This is a genomic window from Maritalea mobilis (genome assembly GCF_019800885.1).
In the GTDB taxonomy this organism is placed as follows: Bacteria; Pseudomonadota; Alphaproteobacteria; order Rhodobacterales; family Rhodobacteraceae; genus Roseibacterium; species Roseibacterium beibuensis.
Map to the genome: position 1 here is coordinate 53,810 of NZ_JAHVKE010000004.1, position 22,101 is coordinate 75,910.

22 protein-coding genes and 1 pseudogene are annotated in these 22,101 nt (G+C 66.1%); 11 read left to right on the forward strand and 12 right to left on the reverse strand.

The features are described from left to right. Window positions 1-2: 2 nt before the first annotated feature. From plsY to KUV65_RS14710, 6 genes are all read right to left on the reverse strand, one after another. On the reverse strand, window positions 3-617 hold the full coding sequence (gene plsY / locus KUV65_RS14685) for a glycerol-3-phosphate 1-O-acyltransferase PlsY (RefSeq protein WP_222191481.1): 615 nt from the start codon (window positions 615-617) through the stop codon (window positions 3-5). Further along, on the reverse strand, window positions 614-1,891 hold the full coding sequence (gene pyrC, locus KUV65_RS14690) for a dihydroorotase (RefSeq protein WP_222191482.1): 1,278 nt from the start codon (window positions 1,889-1,891) through the stop codon (window positions 614-616). Before pyrC ends, plsY begins: the two co-directional genes overlap by 4 nt. Beyond that, complete coding sequence (locus KUV65_RS14695; protein ID WP_222191483.1) at window positions 1,888-2,343, reverse strand: hypothetical protein; 456 nt, start codon at window positions 2,341-2,343, stop codon at window positions 1,888-1,890. The genes pyrC and KUV65_RS14695 overlap by 4 nt, the downstream gene beginning before the upstream one ends. Beyond that, on the reverse strand, window positions 2,343-2,861 hold the full coding sequence (locus tag KUV65_RS14700; RefSeq protein WP_222191484.1) for a hypothetical protein: 519 nt from the start codon (window positions 2,859-2,861) through the stop codon (window positions 2,343-2,345). The genes KUV65_RS14695 and KUV65_RS14700 overlap by 1 nt, the downstream gene beginning before the upstream one ends. Continuing rightward, window positions 2,858-3,814 (reverse strand): aspartate carbamoyltransferase catalytic subunit, encoded by a 957-nt coding sequence (locus KUV65_RS14705; protein ID WP_222191485.1) that lies wholly within the window; start codon window positions 3,812-3,814, stop codon window positions 2,858-2,860. The genes KUV65_RS14700 and KUV65_RS14705 overlap by 4 nt, the downstream gene beginning before the upstream one ends. Before the next feature lie 82 nt (window positions 3,815-3,896). Further along, window positions 3,897-4,352 (reverse strand): hypothetical protein, encoded by a 456-nt coding sequence (locus tag KUV65_RS14710; RefSeq protein ID WP_222191486.1) that lies wholly within the window; start codon window positions 4,350-4,352, stop codon window positions 3,897-3,899. Between the two features lie 54 nt (window positions 4,353-4,406). Here KUV65_RS14710 and KUV65_RS14715 point away from each other — a divergent pair, with 54 nt between their 5' ends. The 4 genes from KUV65_RS14715 (at window position 4,407) to KUV65_RS14730 (ending at window position 10,992) form a co-directional block, all read left to right on the forward strand. Next, the gene (locus KUV65_RS14715) at window positions 4,407-5,225 is read left to right on the forward strand and encodes a uracil-DNA glycosylase (RefSeq protein ID WP_222191487.1); all 819 of its coding nucleotides are present in this window, start codon (window positions 4,407-4,409) and stop codon (window positions 5,223-5,225) included. Continuing rightward, a complete protein-coding gene (gene moaB / locus KUV65_RS14720) occupies window positions 5,225-5,767 on the forward strand; it encodes a molybdenum cofactor biosynthesis protein B (protein ID WP_222191488.1) in 543 nt (180 codons plus the stop codon). The genes KUV65_RS14715 and moaB overlap by 1 nt, the downstream gene beginning before the upstream one ends. Window positions 5,768-5,862: 95 nt before the next feature. Further along, window positions 5,863-7,332 (forward strand): efflux RND transporter periplasmic adaptor subunit, encoded by a 1,470-nt coding sequence (locus tag KUV65_RS14725; protein WP_222191489.1) that lies wholly within the window; start codon window positions 5,863-5,865, stop codon window positions 7,330-7,332. Between the two features lie 3 nt (window positions 7,333-7,335). Then, window positions 7,336-10,992, forward strand: coding sequence for an efflux RND transporter permease subunit (locus KUV65_RS14730; RefSeq protein ID WP_222191490.1), 3,657 nt, complete (start codon window positions 7,336-7,338; stop codon window positions 10,990-10,992). A gap of 6 nt (window positions 10,993-10,998) precedes the next feature. On the opposite strand, the gene KUV65_RS14735 is transcribed toward KUV65_RS14730, so the two are convergent. Then, window positions 10,999-11,826 (reverse strand): protein-disulfide reductase DsbD domain-containing protein, encoded by an 828-nt coding sequence (locus KUV65_RS14735; protein ID WP_222191491.1) that lies wholly within the window; start codon window positions 11,824-11,826, stop codon window positions 10,999-11,001. 98 nt (window positions 11,827-11,924) lie between these two features. Here KUV65_RS14735 and KUV65_RS14740 point away from each other — a divergent pair, with 98 nt between their 5' ends. After that, window positions 11,925-12,515, forward strand: a complete 591-nt coding sequence (locus KUV65_RS14740) for a YqgE/AlgH family protein (RefSeq protein ID WP_222191492.1) — start codon at window positions 11,925-11,927, stop codon at window positions 12,513-12,515. A 9-nt stretch (window positions 12,516-12,524) separates the two neighbouring features. Here the strand turns inward: KUV65_RS14740 and KUV65_RS14745 are convergent, their stop codons facing one another. Continuing rightward, window positions 12,525-13,484 (reverse strand): L-threonylcarbamoyladenylate synthase, encoded by a 960-nt coding sequence (locus tag KUV65_RS14745; protein ID WP_222191493.1) that lies wholly within the window; start codon window positions 13,482-13,484, stop codon window positions 12,525-12,527. Window positions 13,485-13,631: 147 nt separating this feature from the next. Here KUV65_RS14745 and KUV65_RS14750 point away from each other — a divergent pair, with 147 nt between their 5' ends. The 4 genes from KUV65_RS14750 (at window position 13,632) to KUV65_RS14765 (ending at window position 17,279) form a co-directional block, all read left to right on the forward strand. Next, window positions 13,632-15,332 (forward strand): acyl-CoA dehydrogenase, encoded by a 1,701-nt coding sequence (locus tag KUV65_RS14750; protein WP_222191494.1) that lies wholly within the window; start codon window positions 13,632-13,634, stop codon window positions 15,330-15,332. Further along, window positions 15,329-16,354 (forward strand): MBL fold metallo-hydrolase, encoded by a 1,026-nt coding sequence (locus KUV65_RS14755; RefSeq protein ID WP_222191495.1) that lies wholly within the window; start codon window positions 15,329-15,331, stop codon window positions 16,352-16,354. The genes KUV65_RS14750 and KUV65_RS14755 overlap by 4 nt, the downstream gene beginning before the upstream one ends. A 104-nt stretch (window positions 16,355-16,458) precedes the next feature. Continuing rightward, the gene (locus KUV65_RS14760) at window positions 16,459-16,599 is read left to right on the forward strand and encodes an aa3-type cytochrome c oxidase subunit IV (protein ID WP_222191496.1); all 141 of its coding nucleotides are present in this window, start codon (window positions 16,459-16,461) and stop codon (window positions 16,597-16,599) included. Window positions 16,600-16,613: 14 nt separating this feature from the next. Then, window positions 16,614-17,279: a hypothetical protein gene (locus tag KUV65_RS14765; protein ID WP_222191497.1), complete on the forward strand. Its 666-nt coding sequence runs from the start codon at window positions 16,614-16,616 to the stop codon at window positions 17,277-17,279. Between the two features lie 117 nt (window positions 17,280-17,396). Here the strand turns inward: KUV65_RS14765 and rpsU are convergent. Further along, window positions 17,397-17,600, reverse strand: a pseudogene (gene rpsU / locus KUV65_RS14770) (30S ribosomal protein S21); the annotation flags it as partial. A 115-nt stretch (window positions 17,601-17,715) separates the two neighbouring features. On the opposite strand from rpsU, the gene KUV65_RS14775 reads away from it, so the two are divergent. Continuing rightward, window positions 17,716-18,426: a COQ9 family protein gene (locus KUV65_RS14775; RefSeq protein ID WP_222191498.1), complete on the forward strand. Its 711-nt coding sequence runs from the start codon at window positions 17,716-17,718 to the stop codon at window positions 18,424-18,426. A gap of 154 nt (window positions 18,427-18,580) precedes the next feature. Further along, window positions 18,581-19,564: an NAD(P)H-quinone oxidoreductase gene (locus KUV65_RS14780; RefSeq protein WP_261331821.1), complete on the forward strand. Its 984-nt coding sequence runs from the start codon at window positions 18,581-18,583 to the stop codon at window positions 19,562-19,564. A 6-nt stretch (window positions 19,565-19,570) separates the two neighbouring features. Here the strand turns inward: KUV65_RS14780 and KUV65_RS14785 are convergent, their stop codons facing one another. The 3 genes from KUV65_RS14785 to KUV65_RS14795 are packed head-to-tail and all read right to left on the reverse strand — an operon-like array spanning window position 19,571 to window position 22,027. Next, window positions 19,571-20,689: a glycine cleavage T C-terminal barrel domain-containing protein gene (locus KUV65_RS14785; RefSeq protein WP_222191499.1), complete on the reverse strand. Its 1,119-nt coding sequence runs from the start codon at window positions 20,687-20,689 to the stop codon at window positions 19,571-19,573. Further along, window positions 20,686-21,312, reverse strand: coding sequence for a CDP-alcohol phosphatidyltransferase family protein (locus KUV65_RS14790; RefSeq protein WP_222191500.1), 627 nt, complete (start codon window positions 21,310-21,312; stop codon window positions 20,686-20,688). The genes KUV65_RS14785 and KUV65_RS14790 overlap by 4 nt, the downstream gene beginning before the upstream one ends. A 4-nt stretch (window positions 21,313-21,316) precedes the next feature. Beyond that, entirely contained in the window at window positions 21,317-22,027 is a 711-nt protein-coding gene (locus KUV65_RS14795; protein WP_222191501.1) for an HAD family hydrolase, read from the reverse strand. Window positions 22,028-22,101: the final 74 nt, after the last annotated feature.

Here is a 22,101-nt window from a genome sequence, read left to right on the forward strand (position 1 = left end):
TGTCAGGCCGACTTCTTGCCGATCCGTGATTCCGTCCCGTTCAGCAGACGCGTGATGTTCTCGCGATGGCGGATCAGGATCAAGACCGCGAGCAGGATGCACAAGAGCACCAGTTCGGGCCGTCCGAGCAACAGGGCGGCAACCGGCGACAAAACGGCCGCGACCAGCGCTGACAGAGACGAATAGCGCGTCACGGCGGCCACGATCAGCCAGGTCGCGCAGGCCGCCAGCCCCACGGGCCAAGCCAATGCCAGCAGCGTGCCGATGAAGGTGGCAACCCCCTTGCCCCCCTTGAAGCCAAGGAAGATGGGAAAGCAATGGCCGAAGAAGGCCGCGAAGCCGGCCAGTTGCGCCGCATCCTCGCCCACCAGCGCGCGGGCCAGCAGCACGGCGATGGCGCCTTTGCCCGCGTCCAGAACCAGCGTCAGGAAGGCGGCAAGCTTGTTGCCGGTGCGCAGGACATTGGTCGCACCGATATTGCCCGAGCCGATCTTGCGCAGGTCCCCCAACCCGAAGAGCCGCGCCATGACGATACCGAACGGGACGGAGCCAAGAAGATAGGCCGCCACACCGGTGATGGCGAGCAACAGGGCAGAGGTTTCGATGACCGGGATCATGCCGCGCCCTCCTCGGAAAAGACCGTCTCACCGCCGACCCATGTGTGGTGGACGCGCCCCTCCATGCGGGTCAGGTCGAAGGGCGTGTTCTTGGACTTCGACCGCAGGGTGGACCGGTCGAGGATGAAGGGCGCATCGGGGTCGAACAGCACGAGGTCAGCTGGCGCGCCCTTGACCAGACGCCCGCCGGGCAGACCAAAGCGCCGCGCCGGGTTCAGGGACATCGCGCGGAACAACTGCGGCAGGCTGAGGTGCCCGGCATGGTAGAGCCGCATCGCGGCGGGCAGCATCGTTTCCAGCCCAACGGCGCCCGAGGCCGCGGCCTCGAACGGCAGGCGTTTCGACTCCTCGTCTTGCGGCGTGTGCATCGAACAGATGATGTCGATAGTCCCGTCGCCGACGGCCTCGACCATCGCCAAGCGGTCTTCCTCGGACCTGAGGGGCGGCTTCAGTTTGAAGAAGGTGCGGAAATCGCCAACGTCCAATTCGTTCAGCGTCAGGTGGTGGATCGAGACACCCGCCGTCACGTTCAGCCCGGATGCCTTGGCGCGCGCCAAGGCAGGCAGGGCGACCGCGGTCGAGATCTGGTCGGCGTGATAGGCCACACCCGTCATCTCGACCAGGGCGAGGTCACGCTCCAGCCCCATGCGTTCGGCCATGGGCGGGGCGGAGGGCAGGCCACGCAGCGCCGCGAACTTGCCGCCCGTCACCGCCGCACCCCGGCTCAGGCCCGGGTCCTGGGGGTGCCCGACGATCAGCGCGCCAAGGCCGCGGGCATAGGTCATGCAGCGCGACAGCACGCGGGTGTCTGCGCAGACCGCGTCACCATCGGAAAACGCGACCGCGCCCGCATCCATCAGGAACCCGATCTCGGTCATCTCGCGCCCCTCGCGGGCACGGGTCAGGGCCGCCATCGGGCGCACGCGGATGGGCGTGCGGTCATGCGCACGGCGCGTCACGAATTCCAGCACCTCTGGCGTGTCGATCGGCGTCAGCGTGTCGGGGCGTGTGACCATCGTCGTCACGCCACCGGCGGCCGCGGCGCGGCCCGCGCTGCGGAACCCCTCCTTGTGGCGCTCGCCGGGTTCGCCGACCTTCACGCCCACGTCCACGATGCCGGGGGCAAGGCACATTCCGTGGCAATCCATGCCACCCTCGGCCCCGCCTTCGCCCATCTCAACGATCTCGCCGCCCGCGATCCGCAGCCAGCCGCGCGTGTCGGTTCCGGCCTCGGGGTCGATCAGCCGCGCATTCCGAAGCAATTGGTCTTTCATGCGCCCCTCCGCGCCCGCGCGCCGTCGATCTCGGCGATCACCCTGGCGGTGTCGGGCTGGTATTTCAGCAGGTATTTGTCGCCCGTTCCCGTGACCACCTGCACCGCCGAGAAAATGGAGCGCACGGCCTCGATCTCGCGCAGCCAGATCACGCGTGGCCCCGGCCCCAGAAGGCGGCGGTCGGTCAGGTCCCAGCGCATCTTGGTCTCGTCCGAGGCGAGGTAGAGGCCCCGCACCGCGATGGCCATCAGTCCGCCAATTGCCCCGGTCCAGACATGCGGATTGCCCATCGCCCAGAGGATGCCCATGCCCGCCGCCATGGCGATGGCCGCCAGCCAGGCATGTTCCCGCCAATAGGTGCCCCGGTCGCCCTGGAACGAGGCGATCACGCGTTCCCCGTCCTCCAACTCGGTGGTCGGGGTGAAATGCGTCCGGGTCGAGATCGGGTCCATCAGCCAAGCGCCCCGATCAGCACGACCAGACCCGCCAGCACCAGCGCCGTCAGCAGAAAGACGATGGCCCAACGCCGCGTCTTTTCCGGGCCGAGGTCGTCGGGTTGCGGGGCGGGCACGGCCGAGGTCAGGTCGGCCTTGGGCAGGGATGCCTCGTGATCCGGCACGGCGATCTCCATCACGGCGATCTCGGTCAATTCGCTGCCCGGGTCCGGCTCTTCCTCCAGCGCGCGGCCCGGCACGATCAGGACCGACCCGGACAAGGCATCAAGCCGCAGGGCCGTTTCCGCTCCGATCGCCTTGGCGGGGTCAAAGGCGCTCCGGATGTAATCGGACAGGCGCATGTCCCCGAGGTCTTCGATCGGGAACAGCTCGATCTCGCGATGATCGAGTGTCTCGACGCCCAGCCAGTCGGTCAGCGGCGGCATCTCCGAGATCTCGCCGCGGGCCCGCGTCAGGTTCGTGTGGCGCGCCTTGCTGTCCACGTTCAGCGCGTAGATCCGGAGCTGCTCGCTCATACCATCACTCCCTCTTTTTTCCGCAGCGCGCGCAGGTTGCGCGCCAGAAGGTCCATCGCCGCCATGCGGACGGCGACGCCCATCTCGACTTGTTCCTGGATGACGGACCGGTTGATGTCGTCGGCCAGAAGGCCATCGATCTCGACGCCGCGGTTCATCGGGCCCGGGTGCATGACGATGGCGTCGTCCTTGGCATAGGCCAGTTTCTCGGCGTCCAGTCCGAAGCGGTGGTAGTATTCCCGCTCCGACGGAATGAAGGCGCCGTCCATCCGCTCGCGCTGAAGGCGCAGCATCATCACCACGTCGCAGCCTTCCAGCCCCTCGCGCATGTCGTCATAGACTTCGACGCCCCACTCGCGCGCCGCCGAGGGCATCAGGGTCGCCGGGCCGACAAGGCGGATGCGGTTTTCCATCTTGCCGAGCAGGTGAATGTTCGAGCGCGCCACGCGCGAATGGGCAATGTCGCCGCAGATCGCGATGTTCAGCCGGTGCAGGCGACCCTTCTTGCGCCGGATGGTCAGCGCGTCGAGCAGGGCCTGTGTCGGGTGTTCGTGCCGTCCGTCGCCCGCGTTCAGAACCGCGCCGGTGACCTTCTGCGCCAACAGGTCGACCGCGCCGGAATGGGGGTGGCGCACCACCAGCAGGTCGGGATGCATCGCGTTCAGCGTCATGGCCGTATCGATCAGGGTTTCCCCCTTTTTGATCGAACTCGCCTGCATCGCCATGTTCATCACGTCCGCGCCCAGACGCTTGCCCGCGATCTCGAAGCTGGCCTGCGTTCGAGTCGAGGCCTCGAAGAACATGTTGATCTGGGTCAGCCCCTCCAGCGCGCGGCCATGGGCGCGGTCGGCCCGTTCGGCCTCGGCATAGCTGTCCGCAAGGTCAAGGATCGTCCGGATCTCGTCCGGGTGCAGGGGGGCGATCCCCAGAAGATGCTGCTGACGAAAACTCATGGGCCACCCCGTCTTGGCTAGGCCGCTTATATTCAGCCGCCCGGCCCGCGGGCAAGGACGGATACCCGCGCGCGGGCCGTGTTCAGATGCGGCGCGCCCGCGCGGTGATCGCGGTCCCCTGCCTGTTGCGATGCCGCGTGCGGTACAGGATCCGCGCGACCCAGGTCATGAAGCCGGTGGCCCAGCTGCAATCGATCTCCAGACGGTCTGTCCAGAGGCAACCGCCCCCCTCCAGCGGATCAACCGTCAGCGTGTGGTCCCATTTCCGGATCATCCAGCCTTCCTCGCGGCTTTGAACGCGGCGCTCTGCATGGTTCACCGTCTCGACATGGACCGTGTAGTGCGGGTTGTGCATCACGCGCCAAACCAGCACGTCGATGACATAGGTTTCGCCTTGAGCCATGTCGCCCGCGGGCATGTTGCGATAGATCGCGACGCCCCGGGTCGCTTCGGCCATTTCTGCAAAGCTCAGTGCCCGGGCAAACAGCTCGTCGGCGTCGTGCGGATAACGGACGGTCACGGTCAATTCACGCGGCATGGCGCAGTGGTGACAGGCCTTTCCACCGGCGTCCAGCCGCCTTAGCTTCGGCACATGGACGAGCTGGGCTATCACGAGTCGCTGGCACTGCTGGACTGGCAGGTCGAACTGGGCGCCGACGAGGCGATCCAGGATACGCCCGTCAACCGCTTCGAGATCCCGGCAGAGGCGCCGAAACCTGCCAAGCCGCAGCCCAGCCCCCTGCACAGTTCGCCCGCGCCGGCCCGTCCGATCGCGCCGGCCGAACCGGACCAGGCCGAGACGACGCGCATGGCGGTGGACCTGTCAAGGCAACTGGCGGCGCAGGCGCAGGACCTTACGGCGCTGCATGCCGCGCTTGCGGGGTTCGAGCTGTGCGAACTGAAACGCGGGGCGCGAAACCTTGTCTTCTGTGATGGTCGTCCGGAGGCCCGCGTCATGATCGTGGGCGAAGCGCCGGGGCGGGAGGAGGACCGGCAGGGCAAGCCTTTCGTCGGGCGCGCCGGGCAGCTTCTTGATCGCATGTTCGCGGCCATCGGCCTGTCTCGGCAAAGCGAGGAGGCGGCGACCGCGCTCTACATCACCAACATGCTGCCCTGGCGTCCGCCCCAGAACCGTGATCCGAAGCCCGACGAACTGGCCATGCTGCTGCCCTTCGTGCGGCGTCATATCGAACTGGCCGATCCCGAGATCGTCGTGTTGATGGGCAACTGGGCCTGCCAGGGCCTTTTGGGGCGGCGTGGCATCAAGCGGATGCGCGGACAGTGGGACGAGGTGCTTGGCCGTCCCGCCCTTCCAATGTTCCATCCCGCCTACCTGTTGCGGCAACCCTCTGAAAAGGCGTTGGCGTGGTCCGATCTTCTGTCTCTCCAGTCGCGTCTGAAAGGCACCTGATGTCCCGCATCGACGAAACCAAGGAATTCATCCCCCTGCGGATCGCCGTCCTGGCCGTGTCGGACACGCGCACGCTGGCCGAGGACAAATCCGGCGATGTGCTGGTGCAACGGCTGACCGATGCGGGCCACCACCTGGCCGCGCGCATGATCCTCAAGGATGAGCGCGCGGCGATCGCCGACCAGTTGCGCGCCTGGTGCAACGACCCCGAGATCGACGTGATCCTGTCCACGGGCGGCACCGGCCTGACGGGGCGCGATGTCACGGTCGAGGCGCATCGCGATGTCTACGAAAAAGAGGTGGAGGCCTTCGCGACCGTCTTCACCATGGTGTCGATGCAGAAGATCGGCACGTCGGCCGTGCAGTCGCGCGCAACGGGGGGCGTGGCCAACGGCACCTACCTTTTCGCGCTGCCGGGATCATCGGGCGCTTGCAAGGACGCATGGGATGAAATCCTGCGGTTTCAGCTCGATTACCGGCACCGCCCCTGCAACTTCGTCGAGATTCTACCCCGTCTCGACGAACATATGCGACGGAAATGACTCGCTGCATCGTGATAGGGTTGTGACATAGTCACTTGGACCGCATGCGGGGCAGGGCTATCTCCTGCTTCAACCAACACGTGAAGGCTGTTCCAATGCGTTTCTTCCGCCGCGCCCTCGTGGGTCTGTTCCTGATGGCCGTGACAGTCGCGATCCTGGCCCTGGCCGGAAACTCCGTCTGGACGGCCATGCAGGATCGCATGGCGCAGGAAACCCGCACGCCGCCGGTTCGTGAACGCGTCTTTTCTGCCGAGGTGACGACCATCGCATTGGGCCGCGAAACGCCTGTGCTGACCGCCTTCGGTGAGGTTCGGTCACGCAGGACCCTTGAACTGCGCGCGCCCGCCGAAGGCACCGTGATCGAACTGGCCGAGAATTTCGAGGATGGCGGCGCGGTCGAGGCCGGTCAGCTTTTGCTGCGGATCGACCCGGCCGAGGCGCAATCGGCGCGCGACACCGCCGCTGCCGATTTGCGCGATGCCGAGAACGAGTTGGCCGAGGCCACCCGTGCCCTCGACCTTGCGCGCGAAGATGTCGCCGCCGCACAGCGCCAGGCCGAGCTGCGCGCCCGGGCCTTCGAACGTCAACAGGATCTTCTGAGCCGCGGTGTCGGCTCTGCCGTCGCGGTCGAAGAGGCGGAACTGGCCGCCGCCACCGCCGATCAATCTGTCCTGTCCCGTCGTCAGGCGCTTGCCACCGCCGAGGCGCGTGTCGCCAATGCCGAGACCGCGCTGGAGCGTCGTCGCATCGCTTTGGCCGATGCCGAACGCGTCCTCGCCCAGACCGAGCTGCGCGCCGAATTTTCCGGGGTGCTGTCGGATGTGACCGTCGTCGCGGGCCGCCTCGTCAGTCGCAACGAACAGCTGGCCAGCCTGATCGACCCGGACGCGTTGGAAGTGTCCTTCCGTATTTCGACCGCGCAATACGCCAATCTCATCAGCGAGACCGGGGACCTGCCGAATGTGCCCGTGCGCGTGATCCTCGACGTGTTCGGCCTCGACCTGTCCGCCGAGGCGCGGCTGACGCGCGAATCCGGCGCGGTGGAAGAGGGGCAATCCGGCCGCCTTCTGTTTGCCCGGATCGAGGAGCCGCGCGGCCTGCGCGTGGGCGATTTCGTCCGGGTCGAGGTTGCCGAGCCGCCCTTGGCCCAGGTGGCCCGCCTGCCCGCCACGGCGTACGGGTCGGACGGGCAGATCCTCGTGCTGGATGACGAGAACCGCCTCGAGGCGGTCGAGGTGCGCCTGTTGCGCCGTCAGGGGGATGACGTGCTCGTCTCGCTGCCCCCAGCCTACGAAGGCCGGCAGGTCGTGGCCGCCCGCACGCCGGTTCTGGGCGAAGGCATCCGCATCAACCCCGTGGCGCCCGCCGGGGACGAGGCCGATGCCGCTGCCCCCGCGCCCGAGACCATCGCCCTCGACCCCGAACGCCGCGCGCGCCTGATCGCCTTTGTCGAAGCCAACAGCTTCATTCCCGCCGATGTGCGCGAGCGGATGCTGAACCAGTTGAACCAGGACGAGGTACCCGCCCGCATGGTCGCACGCCTCGAAGAACGGATGGGAAGCTGACCGATGCGCCAACTCCCCCCCAAGGCCTCGGGCATTCTCAGCTATTTCACGCGCCATCGGACGGCGGCGAACCTTCTTCTCGTTCTCTTGCTGGTCGCGGGCCTTGCCGCCATCCCGCAGATGCGCGCGCAGTTCTTTCCGGACATTGTCTCGGACGAAATCGACATCGTCGTGACTTGGGACGGCGCGGGCGCCGAGGACGTGGACGAGGGGATCGTCGCGGTTCTGGAACCCGTTCTGCTTGCCGTGCCCGGCGTCGTCGGATCGGAGTCGCGGTCGTCCGAAGGGCGTGCCTCGATGGCGTTGGAGTTCGAGCCCGGCTGGGACATGTCCCGCGCCGCCGACGAGGTTCAGGCCGCGCTCGACGGGATCACCGACCTGCCCGATGACGCGGATGAGCCGGACCTGCGCCGTGGGCAGTGGTGGGACCGTGTGACCGATGTGGTCATCACCGGCCCCGTCGCGCCCGAGCAGTTGGGCCGCTTTGCCGATGAATTCGTCGTCCGCCTTTTCGATGTCGGCGTGACGGCCACGACCATCCGGGGCGTCGCCGCGCCCGAGACCGTGGTCGAGGTGCCGTCCTCCTCCCTGATCCAGTACGACATCTCGATGTCCGAGATTGCGACCGTGATCGCTGCCGCCGCCGACACCTCGCCCGCTGGAGATGTGGATAGCGCCAATGCGCGTATTCGCACCGGCACCGCCTCTCGCACGGCCGAGCAGATCGCCAACCTGACCTTGCGGATCAACGACGATGGGTCGTCTTTGACCATTGGGGATGTGGCCCGGATCGAGGTGGGCGGTGTGAACCGCGAACGGGCCTATTTCGTCGGGGACAACCCGGCGATTTCAATTCGCGTGGACCGCTCCGAGGACGGCGATGCGATTGCCATCCAGCACCTTGTCGAAGATGTCGCGGCAGAACTGGAGGCGACGCTGCCCGCAGGCACCGAGATCGACCTGATCCGCACGCGGGCCGAGGCGATCTCGGGTCGCCTCAACACGCTTCTCGACAATGCGGGCACCGGGCTTGCGCTGGTCGTTGGGCTGCTGTTCCTGTTTCTGAATACCCGGACTGCCCTGTGGGTGGCCGCCGGTATCCCGGTGGCCCTGACGGCGGCGATCGCCCTGATGTGGGTGGCGGGCCTGACGATCAACATGATCTCGCTCTTTGCACTGATCATCACCCTGGGCATCGTCGTGGATGACGCCATCGTCGTGGGCGAGCACGCCGATTACCGCAGGCGAACGCTTGGCGAAGACCCGGTCACCGCGGCCGAAAACGCGGCGCGGCGCATGGCTGCGCCGGTCTTTTCCGCGACCGTGACCACCGTTCTGGCCTTTGCGGCGCTCACCGCCATTGGCGGCCGTTTCGGCGACATGATCGCGGATATTCCCTTCACCGTGATCGTTGTCCTGATCGCCAGTTTGGTCGAATGCTTCCTGATCCTGCCGAACCATATGTCCCACGCCCTCAAGGAACGGCAGGTCACCGGGTTTTCGCGGTTCCGCGTGGGCATGGCAGCTTTGGCGCTGACCCTGACGACGATGGTGCTGACCGGGTTCGCCCTGTTGGTCGGCGCGATGGTTCTGGCCCGGTTCGGCGTGTTGGAGACCGCCGCATCCGGCCTGCCTGCCGGGATTGGCGCAGGGTTCTTCGGGCTTGCTGCCGCGCTTGGGTTCATCCTGCTGTGGGGGGGCTTCGCGCTCTTGCCCAAGGCCCGCAAGCAGCGCGCGATCATTGCCATGTCGCAAAATGGCATCGACAGCGTCAGCCGGATGATCAACACGGGGTTCGAGTGGCTGCGCGAAACGCTTTTCCGCCCGCTGATGCGTTTCGTCGTCTGGGCGCGTTACCCGATTCTGGCGGCGACCTTCCTTGTCCTTGCGACGCAGGTGGGGCACTTTCTGCGCGGTGACGTGACCTGGCGGTTCTTCAACGCACCGGAACTGTCGTCCGTTTCCGGCAATTTCGCCATGCTCGATGGTGCGACGCGCGAAGACAGCATGGCCATGATGCGCGAGATGCAGCGCGCGACCGAGGCCGTGGCCGCCCGCTACGAAGAAGAATACGGGCGCAACCCGCTGCTTTACGTCCTGTCCGAGGTGGGCGGGAATACCGGCGGTGGCCTTTCGGGGGTCGAGAACAAGGATACCGATCTTCTCGGCTCCATCGCGATCGAGTTGATCGATGCCGATTTCCGCCCTTACTCCGCCTTCCAGTTTGTCGCCGACCTGCAGGACGAGGTGCGCCAACTGCCCCAGACCGAAACCGTCAGTTTCCGGGGTTGGCGCGGCGGTCCGGGGGGCGATGCCATCGACGTGCAGATCTTCGGGGCCGACACCGCCACGCTGAAACAGGCGGCCGAGGCGGTGCAGGCACGACTTGTGATCTATCCCGAGGTCTCGGCACTGGAAGACTCGATGGCCTATGACCGCGAGGAACTGAGCCTCGAACTGACCCCGCAGGGTGAGGCGCTTGGCTTCGAGATCGGCGAATTGGGTCGCGTCATGCGCAATCGCCTCGGCGGGATCGAGGCGGCGACCTATCCCGATGGGCCGCGCACCGCCGCGATCCGCGTGGAATTGCCCGAGGGCGAGTTGACGGCCGATTTCCTCGACCGCGTCCTGTTGCGCGCTGCGTCGGGGCAATACGTGCCACTGGCCGATATCGTGACGGTTACCGCGCGGCAGGGCTTTTCGACCATCCAGCGGGAAAACGGCATCCGCCTGATCTCGGTCACCGGCGATCTGTCCGAGGATGACCCGGCGCGCGCCGAAGAAATCATGGACGAGTTGGAAACCGTCATCATTCCCGAGGTCGAGGAAAATTATGGCGTGTCCACGCAACTGTCCGGCCTGGCCGAGCAGGAACGTGATTTCCTTGGCGATGCTCTGACGGGCTTCATCCTGTGTCTGGTGGGGATTTACCTTGTCCTGGCCTGGATCTTTGCAAGCTGGACGCGGCCCCTTGTCGTCATGGCGATCATTCCCTTCGGCCTTGTCGGGACGATCTATGGCCATCTGGACTGGGATGTGCCCCTGAGCATGTTCACCGTGGTGGGCCTGATTGGCATGACAGGGATCATCATCAACGACTCGATCGTGCTGGTGACGACGGTCGACGAATACGCCCAGGAACGGGGCCTGATTCCCGCGATCATCGACGGTGCCTGCGACCGTTTGCGGCCCGTGATGCTGACCACCCTGACCACCGTTCTGGGCTTGGCGCCGCTGCTTTACGAAACGTCGCGGGACGCGCAATTCCTCAAGCCCACGGTCATCACGCTGGTCTATGGCCTCAGCTTCGGGATGGTGATCGTGCTGCTGGTCGTCCCTGCCATCCTTGCGATGCAGCAGGATGTGGGCAAGCAGGTCACCGCCCTGCGCCGGGCCTTGGGGGCGGGGTCGCGCCGCCCTTTGCTGGCGCTGTCCACGGCGGCGCTGGCTGCGACGATGCTGGGCTGGTTCACAGCGACGATGGGGGCGGTAATCGTCACCGGCAGGATGGCTGGACCGTTGGCCGGTCTGGCCGCCGAGGGGGCGTTGATGATGCCGCTGGCGGTCTTCCTTGGCGGTGTGGCGCTGCTTTGCCTTCTGGCGTGGATCGGCGCGGCGATTGCGCACCGGCTCGCCTCGCGCAAACCGGTATCTGCCTGAAGCAGCTTAGCTGGTGCAGCCGCCCAGATCGACCGCCATGCGGCTGCCGATGACCGTGATCCTCAGGTCCGAGCGGTTCAGCGCGAAGGGTCCGTGATCGGGGGGCACGATGTCTGCCACGCCCGTGACGGTTCCACCCTCGCGCTGCGTGACGGCCTCGGACACCCAGATGGACCGGTCCGCGTGTTCCACGACCATCGTCTCGTCATTGCCGGTGGCTTGCAGCGGGGCGGTCACCGTCACGCGCAGCCCGTCCGAGATCGGCACCACATCACAGCGCACCGCGCCCGCGCCAGCCTCACCAGCGGTGAGCGGACGGTCGGACAGGGCCGCGCCGATCATCGGGTCGCGCGCGGTGTCGGCCTCGAACTGGCCCGCGATCTCCAGCGACACAGGCATGCACACGTCGAGGCAGACCCCGAACTCCAGCCGCCCTTCGATCCGGTGCGGCCCGTCGCCCGCGATCGCGAATTCGACTGGCAGAACAACATCGTCGCGATAGCCGATCGACCGCATGCCGTTGGAAAAGAACACCTCGGGGCGCGGCCAGTGAATCGCCATGCCGGTGATCCCGTCCGCCTCGGTCAGGCGCAATTCGGTCGGCACGCCGCCTTCGCCCGGTGCGCGCCAGTAGGTTTTCCATCCGGGCGCGAGGTCGATGCGAATGCCGGCCATGTGACGACCGTCTTCCATCCGCCACCCCTCCAGCAGCGTGACCTGCACCACGTCATCCGCGGATCGGCCAAGAAATTCGGCACCGGCGGGCCGGGGCGCAAGCGTGGCGCCGGCGAGAACGGCGACCGAGGCAAGAAGGGGGGCGATGTATCTTTTCATGACACCTGAGCTAGGTAGTTGCGCCTGAAATGGAAAGTCACGTTTTGGCGAAAGCCTCGACGCTTGAATGGAATCTGCAACACCCCCATCCTCTGCATATGGAACCTTTGAACACGCCCGCCCTCGTTCCCGAGGATCTGACCGGCAAGGTCCTGATCGCCATGCCCGGCATGGGCGACCCGCGGTTTGCGGGCAGCGTCGTCTTCATGTGCAGCCATTCCCCCGAGGGGGCGATGGGTCTGATCGTCAACAAGCGCATGGCCGAGGTGACCTTTGCCGAGATGCTCGAACAGCTCGAGATCGTTCCGCCGGGTGGGGCGCCCGACATGCCGGTCTGTTTCGGTGGCCCGGTCGAGATGCGGCGCGGGTTCGTCCTGCACACCTCCGATTATCATTCGGCCAAGAACGAAAGCCTGGTCGTGGATCACCGCTTCGCCATGACGGCGACGGTCGATATCCTTGAAGATATCGCGCATCGGCGCGGCCCGCTCAAGGCGCTCATGGCCTTGGGATATTCCGGCTGGGGGCCGGGCCAGTTGGAAGCCGAGATCGCCGATAACGGTTGGTTGACGGCCGAGGCGACGCCCGACCTGATCTTCTCAACGGCGATCGACCGCAAATGGGAGGCCGCGTTGCAAAGCCTCGGGGTCCATCCGCTGATGCTGTCCTCCGAGGCCGGTCACGCGTGACCTCTCGTGCTAGTCCCGTGGCGCTGCCGCGCGGCGCAGACGGTCATTGATCGCACGCCCCAGCCCTTCGTCCGGTACATCGGCGACACGGATCGCCCCGGCCCCGCGCGCCGTGGCCAGCGCATCCGCCTCGTGCAGGATGTCGAAAAGCCGCGCCGCCGCTTCGACAAGGTCGCCGGTTGCCGACAGGTTCAGATCGGCCGTGCTGGGGCCGAACCCGATGCTGACCTCTCCGGCCTCGGCGTTGCCCCCCAACCTGACCGGAACACCCGGCGCGTAGTGGCTCGACAACTGGCCCGGGGCCTCGACCTTGCCCGGCGTGACATCCTCGGTCACCGGTCCCGCGACGGCCTCCACGTCCTCGCGGGTCAAGCCGCCTTCGCGCAGCAGGCGCAGGCCGGTCTCGCCGGGGGCGAGGATGGTCGATTCCACCCCGACGGCGCAGGGACCGGCATCCAGCACCGCGTCGACCCGGTTGCCCAGCCCCGCGATCACATGCTCGGCCCGAGTTGCGCTGATCCGCCCCGAGGGATTGGCCGAGGGCGCGGCCACCGGCCCGCCAAAGGCGTCAAGAACCGCACGCATCGCTGGATGCGCGGGCAGGCGCAGAGCCACTGTGGGCAATCCCGCCGTCACAAGGGGGGACAAGCCCGCCCCCTCGCGCAGCGGCAGGACCAGCGTCATCGGCCCCGGCCAGAACGCGGCCGCAAGGTCCCGCGCGGCGCCCGGCAACTCGGCGATCTGTTCGACGGCCGCCAAATCCGGCAGATGCACGATCAACGGGTTGAAACTGGGCCGGCCCTTCGCCTCGTAGATCCGCGCCACCGCATGGTCATTCCGTGCATCTGCGGCGAGGCCATAGACCGTCTCGGTCGGCAAGGCGACCAGCCCGCCCTCGCGCAAAAGGCGCGCGGCCTCGGCGATGCCGGGTTCGTCAGGCTCCAATCTTGTGGGGGTCTTGGCGCTCATCCGTGACGTAACGTATTGGTTGAAAGGGTGGTCTTGCGCCCCCTACCTCGAGCCAAGGGACGGGGGCAGATAGCGCGAAACAGACGCCTCTGCAAAGGCTGCCCGCGTCCGAATGACCGATGACTTCGTGAGGGAGGATCACGAACCATGCCCTATCGCGCCCCTGTGCCCGAAATCACATTCTGTCTCGATCACGTGGTCGGCTATTCCCGCGTGACCGAGACCGAGCGCTTTGCCGATGCCACGCCCGAGACCGTCTCGGCCCTGCTGACCGAAGCTGGCCGCATCTGCGAAGAGGTTCTGGCGCCCCTCAACCGCGCCGGCGATCTGCACCCCGCCAAGCTGGAAAACGGTGTCGTGCGCACGTCGCCCGGTTTTGCCGACGGCTACCGCGCCATTGCCGAGGCAGGGTTTGCCGCGATCACCGCTGACCCGGCCTATGGCGGCCTTGGCCTGCCGCAGACGGTGGCGACAGCGGTGAACGAGATGATGGGCTCGGCCTGCCTGTCTTTGGAACTGAACCCCCTCATGACCCAAGGCCAGATCGAGGCGCTGGAACATCACGCCAGCGACGAGATCAAGGCGCTGTATCTGCCCAAGCTGACCTCGGGCGAATGGTGCGGCACCATGAACCTGACCGAGCCGCAGGCCGGGTCCGACGTGGGGGCGCTCAAGACCAAGGCGGAGCCTAACGGCGACGGCACCTACGCGATCACCGGGCAGAAGATCTACATCTCCTGGGGTGACAACGATTTCACCGAGAATGTCTGCCACCTTGTCCTTGCACGCCTGCCCGATGGAAAGCCGGGCACAAAGGGCATCAGCCTGTTCCTTGTGCCCAAGCGTATCCCCGAGGCCGATGGCACCCCCGGCGTGGCCAATTCGCTGAAGGTGGTCAGCCTCGAACACAAGCTGGGCCTGCATGGCAGCCCGACCTGCGTCATGCAGTATGATGGCGCGACCGGCTGGCTGGTGGGTGAGCCGCATGGCGGGATCGCGGCCATGTTCACCATGATGAACAACGCGCGGCTTGGTGTGGGGGTCCACGGGCTTTCGATCGCCGAGGCGGCCACTCAGCACGCGCTGGCCTATGCTGCCGACCGCGTGCAGGGGCGCTCGCCCATCGAGAACGGCACCGGCACCATTCTCGACCACGCCGATGTGCGGCGGATGCTGACGGGGATGAAAGCCGAAACCTTCGCCGTGCGCGCCCTGGCGCTTGACCTTGCGGTTTCTATCGACCTTGCCAATGCCACCGGCGACAGGGCGATGGCCGCCCGCGCCGCGTTCCTGACCCCGATCTGCAAGGCCTATGGCACCGACACGGGCATTTCCGTTGCCGATACCGGTATCCAGGTGCACGGCGGCATGGGCTTCATCGAGGAGACGGGCGCGGCGCAATTCTACCGCGACGGACGCGTGGCCGCGATCTACGAGGGGACCAACGGCATCCAGGCCATGGACCTGACGGGCCGCAAGATGATGGATGGCGGGGCTGCTGCCTTTGCCTTGATCGACGAGATCGAGGCCGAGGCGAAAGCCGCCGGCGCGCGCGGAGAGCTCCTTGCCGCCACCGCCGCCGAGTTGCGCGCCGCGACCGAGCGCATGGTTGCGCTCGACCTCAACGACAGGTTCGCGGGTGCCGTGCCCTATCAGCATGCCTTCGCCCTGACCCTGGGCGGCCTGTATCACTTGCGCGCAGCGTTGGCCGAGGGGGAGGGGTCGCGCACGCGGCTGGCGCAAAGCTTCATGGCGCGCCAGATGGCCGCCGTTCCGGGCCTTTTGGCCGAGGCAGGGCTGGGCGCCGCGGACCTCTATGCCCTGTCGGCAGAAGACCTCGTCGCGTGATCCGGTACCCGCAGGACACCCCGCCCGAACCGGGCGAGGCGATCGAACTGGCCGAGGGGGTTCTCTGGCTACGCATTCCGCTGCCGATGGCCCTCGACCATGTCAACGTCTTCGCCTTTCGCGAGGACGGGGGCTGGGCCATCGTCGATACCGGGTTGAACACGCGGAAAACCCGCGACGGGTGGCAGGCGGCGCTGTCCGGCCCGCTCAAGGGCGCGCCGATCACCCGTGTCCTTGTGACCCATCATCATCCCGACCACGTGGGCCTTGCCGGCTGGTTCCAGGAGCAAGGGGCAGAGCTTCTGACCACGCGCACCGCGTGGCTGTTTGCCCGGATGCTGACGCTTGACGAACAGGACCGCGCGACGCCGGAACAGATCGCGTTCTGGGAAGGCGCCGGGATGGATGCACAGATCCTTGAACAGCGACGCAATGAACGCCCCTTTAATTTCGCCGATATCGTCTACCCGATGCCGCTCGGCTTCACGCAATTGCGCGAGGGGGACACCCTCGCCTTCGGCGGGCGTGACTGGATCATCCGCTTCGGTCAGGGCCATGCGCCCGATCACGCCACGCTCTGGTCTACCGATGGGACCCTGGTGATCGGCGGCGACCAGCTTTTGCCGTCCATCTCGCCCAATCTCGGCGTCTACGCGACAGAGCCCGAGGCCGACCCGGTGGGCGACTGGATGGCTGCGTGCGAGGCACTGGCCCCCCACGCGACCGACGATCAACTGGTGTTGCCGGGCCACAAGCTACCCTTCACCGGCCTTCCCGACCGGATGCGGCAGTTGATCGACAATCACCACGGCGCGCTGTGCCGCCTGCGCGACCATCTGGCCGAGGCGCCGCGCACGGCGGCCGAGTGTTTTCCGCCCCTTTTCAAACGCAAGATCGACGCAGGCACCTACGGCCTCGCACTGGTCGAGGCGGTGGGCCATCTCAATCACCTGCAGGCGCAGGGCGAGGTGCGCCGCGAGCGTCGCGCGGATGGGGCGTGGCTTTGGCACCTCACATCCTGATGCAAGGCGCCGCACCACGGGCGCATCAGGGCTGACAGGCCTGCTCGAATCCGGTAATTCGAACCACAAGCGCAACAGGATCCCGCCCTTGGGAGGAGAAAGATATGGCTGACAACGACTACAAGCGCGGTGAGATGGACATCACCGAACAGGAAAAGACTTTCGCCGGTTTCATGAAAATGTCGGTGAACATCGCTATCGTGGCGATACTCATCGTCGTGTTCCTGGCAATTTTCGCCCGCTGATCCGAGAGAAGACCATGCGCCGTTTATCCAGTTTCATTCTTGCTTCGGCCTTGGTCGCGTCTCTTGCCGGGTGCGAGGCGCCCGCGAACGAGGGCGTTTACGCATCCGAGGAATTCGTTAGCCAATCGCGATACGTGCCGCCGGGAAACCCGTCGGTCACGCTGCTGACGATGGTGTATAACGACACCGGTCGCAGTGGACACACCGCCTTGCTGATCGACGGCCCCAGCGAGCGCGTGCTCTTCGACCCGGCGGGCACGTGGTATCACCCCGTCGTGCCCGAGCGGAATGATGTCCTCTATGGAATGACGCCGCAGCTTTACGATTTCTACATGGACTATCACGCCCGCGAGACGGTCGATGTCTATGTGCAGGAAATCGACGTGTCGCCCGAGATCGCCGCATACCTCATCGACGCGGTCGAGGCTTACGGTCAGGTCGGCTCGGCCCGCTGCGCCTATGCGACCTCCGAGATCCTGTCTCAGACACCGGGGTTCGAATCGATCAGCCGCCGCTGGTATCCGACCCGCCTGATGGCCGATTTCGCGCTGCTCCCGGGTGTGCGTGAATCGATCGTCGTGGATGACGATTCCGACGACAACCTGGAGCTGTTGCAGGCACAGGCCGCGCAAGCGGCCCGGCTGGAACAGGCACGCGAGATCGCGGAAGGCTCCGAGTAAGCGTCGCACCGCGCTTCATAGCTTGAAAAATGAAAAACCCCCGGGGCCTTGCCGCGGGGGTTATACTTTGTCCTGACGGGATAAAACCCGTCACAGGCTCGCTTGTCGATCGCCTCAGAGGAGACCTTCGCGCTGGGCCTTTTTACGCGCCAGCTTGCGGGCACGGCGGATGGCCTCGGCCTTCTCGCGTGCTTTCTTCTCCGACGGCTTTTCGTAATGCTGCTTGAGCTTCATTTCACGAAAAACGCCCTCGCGCTGAAGTTTCTTCTTCAGGGCGCGGAGTGCCTGATCGACATTGTTGTCGCGAACACTGACCTGCATCGTGGTGTCACCACCTTTCTAAGTTGAAGTTGAATGTTGAAGCAGGAGGTGGCCCTATAGCAAAGCGCTCCTATCTTGTCTAGCAAACGTATGTCCCAGCGCAGAGGTTCCCGTCATGCCCGCCACGAATAGTGAAACCGTCGACCGAATTCTCGATGCCGCGCTGATGCACGTGCCTTTCGACGGCTGGTCCGAGGCCAGTTTCCGCGCCGCCGTGTCCGATGCCGGTGTGGACAAGGCCGAGGCCGAAGCGCTGTTTCCGCGCGGCGCGGTGGATCTTGCACTGGCCTTTCATCGGCGGGGCGACGCCGCGATGGTCAAGGCGCTGAAAGCGGCTGACCTGTCGGCCATGCGCTTTCGCGACCGCGTCGCCTATGCCATCCGTCTGCGCCTTGAACTGGTCGAGGCCGACAAGGAAACCGTGCGCCGGGGTGTGACGCTCTTTGCCTTGCCGATGCACGCCGCGGACGGGGCCAAGGCGCTTTGGGACACCGCCGATGCGATCTGGACCGCGCTTGGCGATTCCTCGGATGATCTGAACTGGTACACCAAGCGCGCAACGCTCTCGGGGGTTTACTCCGCGACGGTTCTCTACTGGCTGGGCGACCAGTCGGTCGATCATTCCGCCACCTGGTCCTTCATTGACCGCCGCATCGACGAAGTCATGCAGATCGAGACGATGAAAAAGAAGGTGCGTGAGAACAAGCTGCTCAAGCCGTTCCTCGCCGGGCCCGAATGGCTTGCGTCGCAGATCAAGGCGCCCAGCCGCATGGCGCCCCGCGACATGCCCGGCAGCTGGACCGCCCCCGACGCGCGGGAAAGCTGACCCAACCCACCCGTCGTTGCATTCAGACGCCCGGTCAGGTCTTGGCCGGGCGGTCTCATGTCATGGCGCGTCGGTTGATCTCGCCCCGCCGGGATTGCATGCGCGCCCGCCACCGTCCATCAAAGGGGGAACGGATAACGGCGAGGGGCCAGACATGACCGACATGATGCGCGCGATCGAAATCACCGAAGCCGGCGGCCCCGAGGTGCTGAAGCCCTGCACGCGCCCCATCCCGGTGCCGCAGGCCGGCCAGATCCTGATCGAGGTGGACCATGCGGGGGTCAACCGCCCCGACGCCTTGCAACGCGCGGGCCAATATGCCCCGCCGCCGGGGGCGTCCGATTTGCCGGGCTTGGAAGCGTCTGGCCGCATCGCCGCCGTCGGCCCTGACGTGACTCGCTGGAAGGTGGGCGATGCCGTCTGCGCCCTGCTGCCGGGGGGCGGCTATGCCGAATATGTCGTGACGCATCAGGATCACGCCCTGCCGGTGCCCGAAGGCATGGGCATGGCCGAGGCGGCGGCGCTGTGCGAAACCTTTTTCACCGTCTGGTCCAACGTCTTCATGCGCGGCGGCCTCAAGGCGGGCGAACGGTTCCTTGTCCACGGCGGCTCCTCCGGCATCGGGACGACGGCGATCCAACTGGCCAGTCATTTCGGCGCACGGGTCTTCGCGACCGCTGGCTCGGACGAGAAATGCGCCGCCTGCACCAAGCTGGGGGCCGAACGCGCGATCAACTACCGCGACGAGGATTTCGTCGAGGTGTTGAAGGCCGAGGGCGGCGCGAACCTGATCCTCGACATGGTGGGTGGCGACTACCTGCCGCGCAACGTCAAGACGCTGGCCGAGGATGGACGCCTCGTGCAGATCGCGTTCCTGCAAGGGCCGAAGGTCGCACTGAATTTCGCGCTCGTCATGGTCAAGCGCCTGACGATCACCGGATCGACCCTGCGCCCGCAATCGGACGCCGCCAAGGCCGAGATCGCCGCGCAACTGGCCGAACATGTCTGGCCCTTGCTGGACGCGGGCCGCATCGCGCCGGTGATGGACTCGACCTTTACGCTGGACGAGGCCGCCGAGGCCCATGCCCGCATGGAAAGCTCGGGCCATATCGGCAAGATCGTTCTGAAGGTGAAGTGAGCCGCCTTACGCGATGAAGGGCAGGGCGGTCAGGGTGATCGCCCGCGGTCCGCCGTCCAAAGCAATACTCAACCCATCGGTGCCGTCGCCCAGATCGGCGCGCACCAGCCCGATACCAATATTCCTTGCCAGGCGCGGGGAATAGGCGATCTCGCTGACATGGCCGACGGGCTGTGCGTCTCGCATGAGGGGCAGGGGATGCTGGTTGCCGGTAACGCGATCGCCATCGATGACCACACCCGTTACACGGCGTGTCACGCCCTCGGCCTTGATCCGCTCCAGCGCCGCGCGTCCGATGAACTCGTGCCCTGCCTCAAGGTTGACCATCGCGCCAAACCCCATCTCGAACGGGTTGGCGGGCAGGCTCTGCCACCGCATGTCAGCGCCGTAGGAGATCAGGCCGCTTTCCAGCCGTTCGATATCGTTCGGTGCCCCCGGCCCGATGCCCCAGGGCGCGCCGGCCTCTTTCACCATCTGCCACAGCCGCGTGCCCTGCGCGCTGTCGCGCAGGTACAGCTCGACCCCGCCCTGTTTCGACCAGCCAGAGCGCGCGACGACCAGCGGGATACCGTCGAGATCCGTCTCGCGGAACTGGAAATACCGCAGGGAGCGTACCCAATCCCCGAAAAGCGCCTCGGCCACATCCATCGCCTTGGGGCCCTGGATGGCCAGCGGTGCAACGTCAGGCTCGCTCACCTCCACGTCCAGCCCACGCTCGCGCGCAATGGCCTTGGCCCACAGCGCGATGTCGCTGTCGGCGATCGAGAGCCACACGCGATCCTCGGCCAAGGGCAGCAGCACCGGATCGTTGATCAGCCAGCCGTCATGGTCGCAAAGCGGGACATAGCGCCCTTGCCCGATCTTCGTTTTCGACAGGTCGCGCGGGGTTAGCAGTTGCGCCAGCTTTCCCGCGTCCGGCCCCAGCAATTCCACCTGCCGCTGCGCGGCCACGTCCCACATCGCCACACCGTTGAGCAGCCGGTCATATTCGCCCGCCGGATCGCCGAAATGGCCGGGGATGAACATGTGGTTGTAGACCGAGAAGGACTGCACCCCGTCGGCAACGGTCGCTTCGAAATAGGGGGATTTGCGGATGTTCGGGCCGATATGGATGGAATAGCTCATGCGTCGTCCTGCGGGTCACTGGAGAACAGCCGATAGCCCATCAGCCAGCGCGTGCCCATGGTCACGAAACAGGCCGCCGCGAAAAGATAGGCAAGGGTCGGGAAGGCCGTGGGAAACAGGCAAAACGCGACAAGGATCGCGATGGTCTCGAACCCCTCGGTCAAGCCGCCGAGGTAGTAGATCCCCTTGGACGGATAATCCGCAGCGGTCAGCCCGCGCCGTTCCGCGATGACGGAAAAGGCGAGAAAGGAGGATCCCGTGCCCACGAAGCTGGCGATGAGGATTGCGGCAGGCAGCGCGTTTTGCGCCGGGTCCGCCAGGGCGAATCCCAGCGGGAACAGGGCGTAGAACACGAAATCGAGCGTAATATCGAGAAACGCACCGCGATCCGTCGCCGTGCCGGCCCGCGCTATGGCCCCGTCCAACCCGTCCGCCAGCCGGTTCAGCAAAAGCCCCAGCAAGGCCAGCCAGAACAGGCCCCAGGCCGCTGCCGCGACGGCCAGCAGCCCGACCGCGAACCCGGCCAGCGTGACCTGGTCTGCCCGCACCCCTTGCGCGGCCAGCCAACGCGCGGGCGGGTCCATCAGCCGCCGTTGCAGCGGCAGGAGGCGGGCGTCGATCATCGCCTCACCCTTGCGTCTCGATCTCGCGCACTAGGTCCACCACGGCGCCCAGATCGGAGCGTTCGGCGTAGCGCGGGTGATCCTCGGGGGCGCTGGCGTGTTCCAACTCCCATGTCAGGCCGTGGGGGACGAACACGCCCCAGGCCCCGACCTCCAACGCGGGCAGAACGTCGGATTTCATCGAATTGCCGATCATCATGGCGCGCTCTGCCCCGTCGCCATGGCGCGCGAAGATGGCGTGATAGGTGGTGGCGCGCTTGTCCGATACGATCTCGACCGCGTCGAACATCTCGCCCAGCCCCGATTGCGCCAGCTTGCGCTCCTGGTCCAGCAGGTCGCCCTTGGTGATCAGCACGATGCGGTGCGACTCGGACAGGGCGCGCACGGCGTCCTCAGCATGGGGCAACAGGTGGATCGGGTGGCTCAGCATCTCCTGCCCGGCGGCGAGGATTTCGGCGATCACGCTGGCGGGCACCTGTTTTTCGGTCACCTCGATGGCGGTTTCGATCATCGACAGCATGAACCCCTTGATGCCGAAGCCATAATGGCCGAGGTTGCGACGCTCGGCCTCGAGCAGGCGTGCGTGCAGGTGTTCCGGCGCGACATACTCCGCCAGCAGGTCGGCAAAGCGCGCCTGCGTCATGCGAAAGAACTGCTCGTTCTGCCAAAGCGTGTCGTCGGCGTCGAACCCGATGGTGGTCAGCGGGGATGCCATGTTCGGCCCCTCTTTTCTGAATCGCTCACCGGCTTATATATTGCGGCCAAGCGACAGGCCATGAACCGACCGAG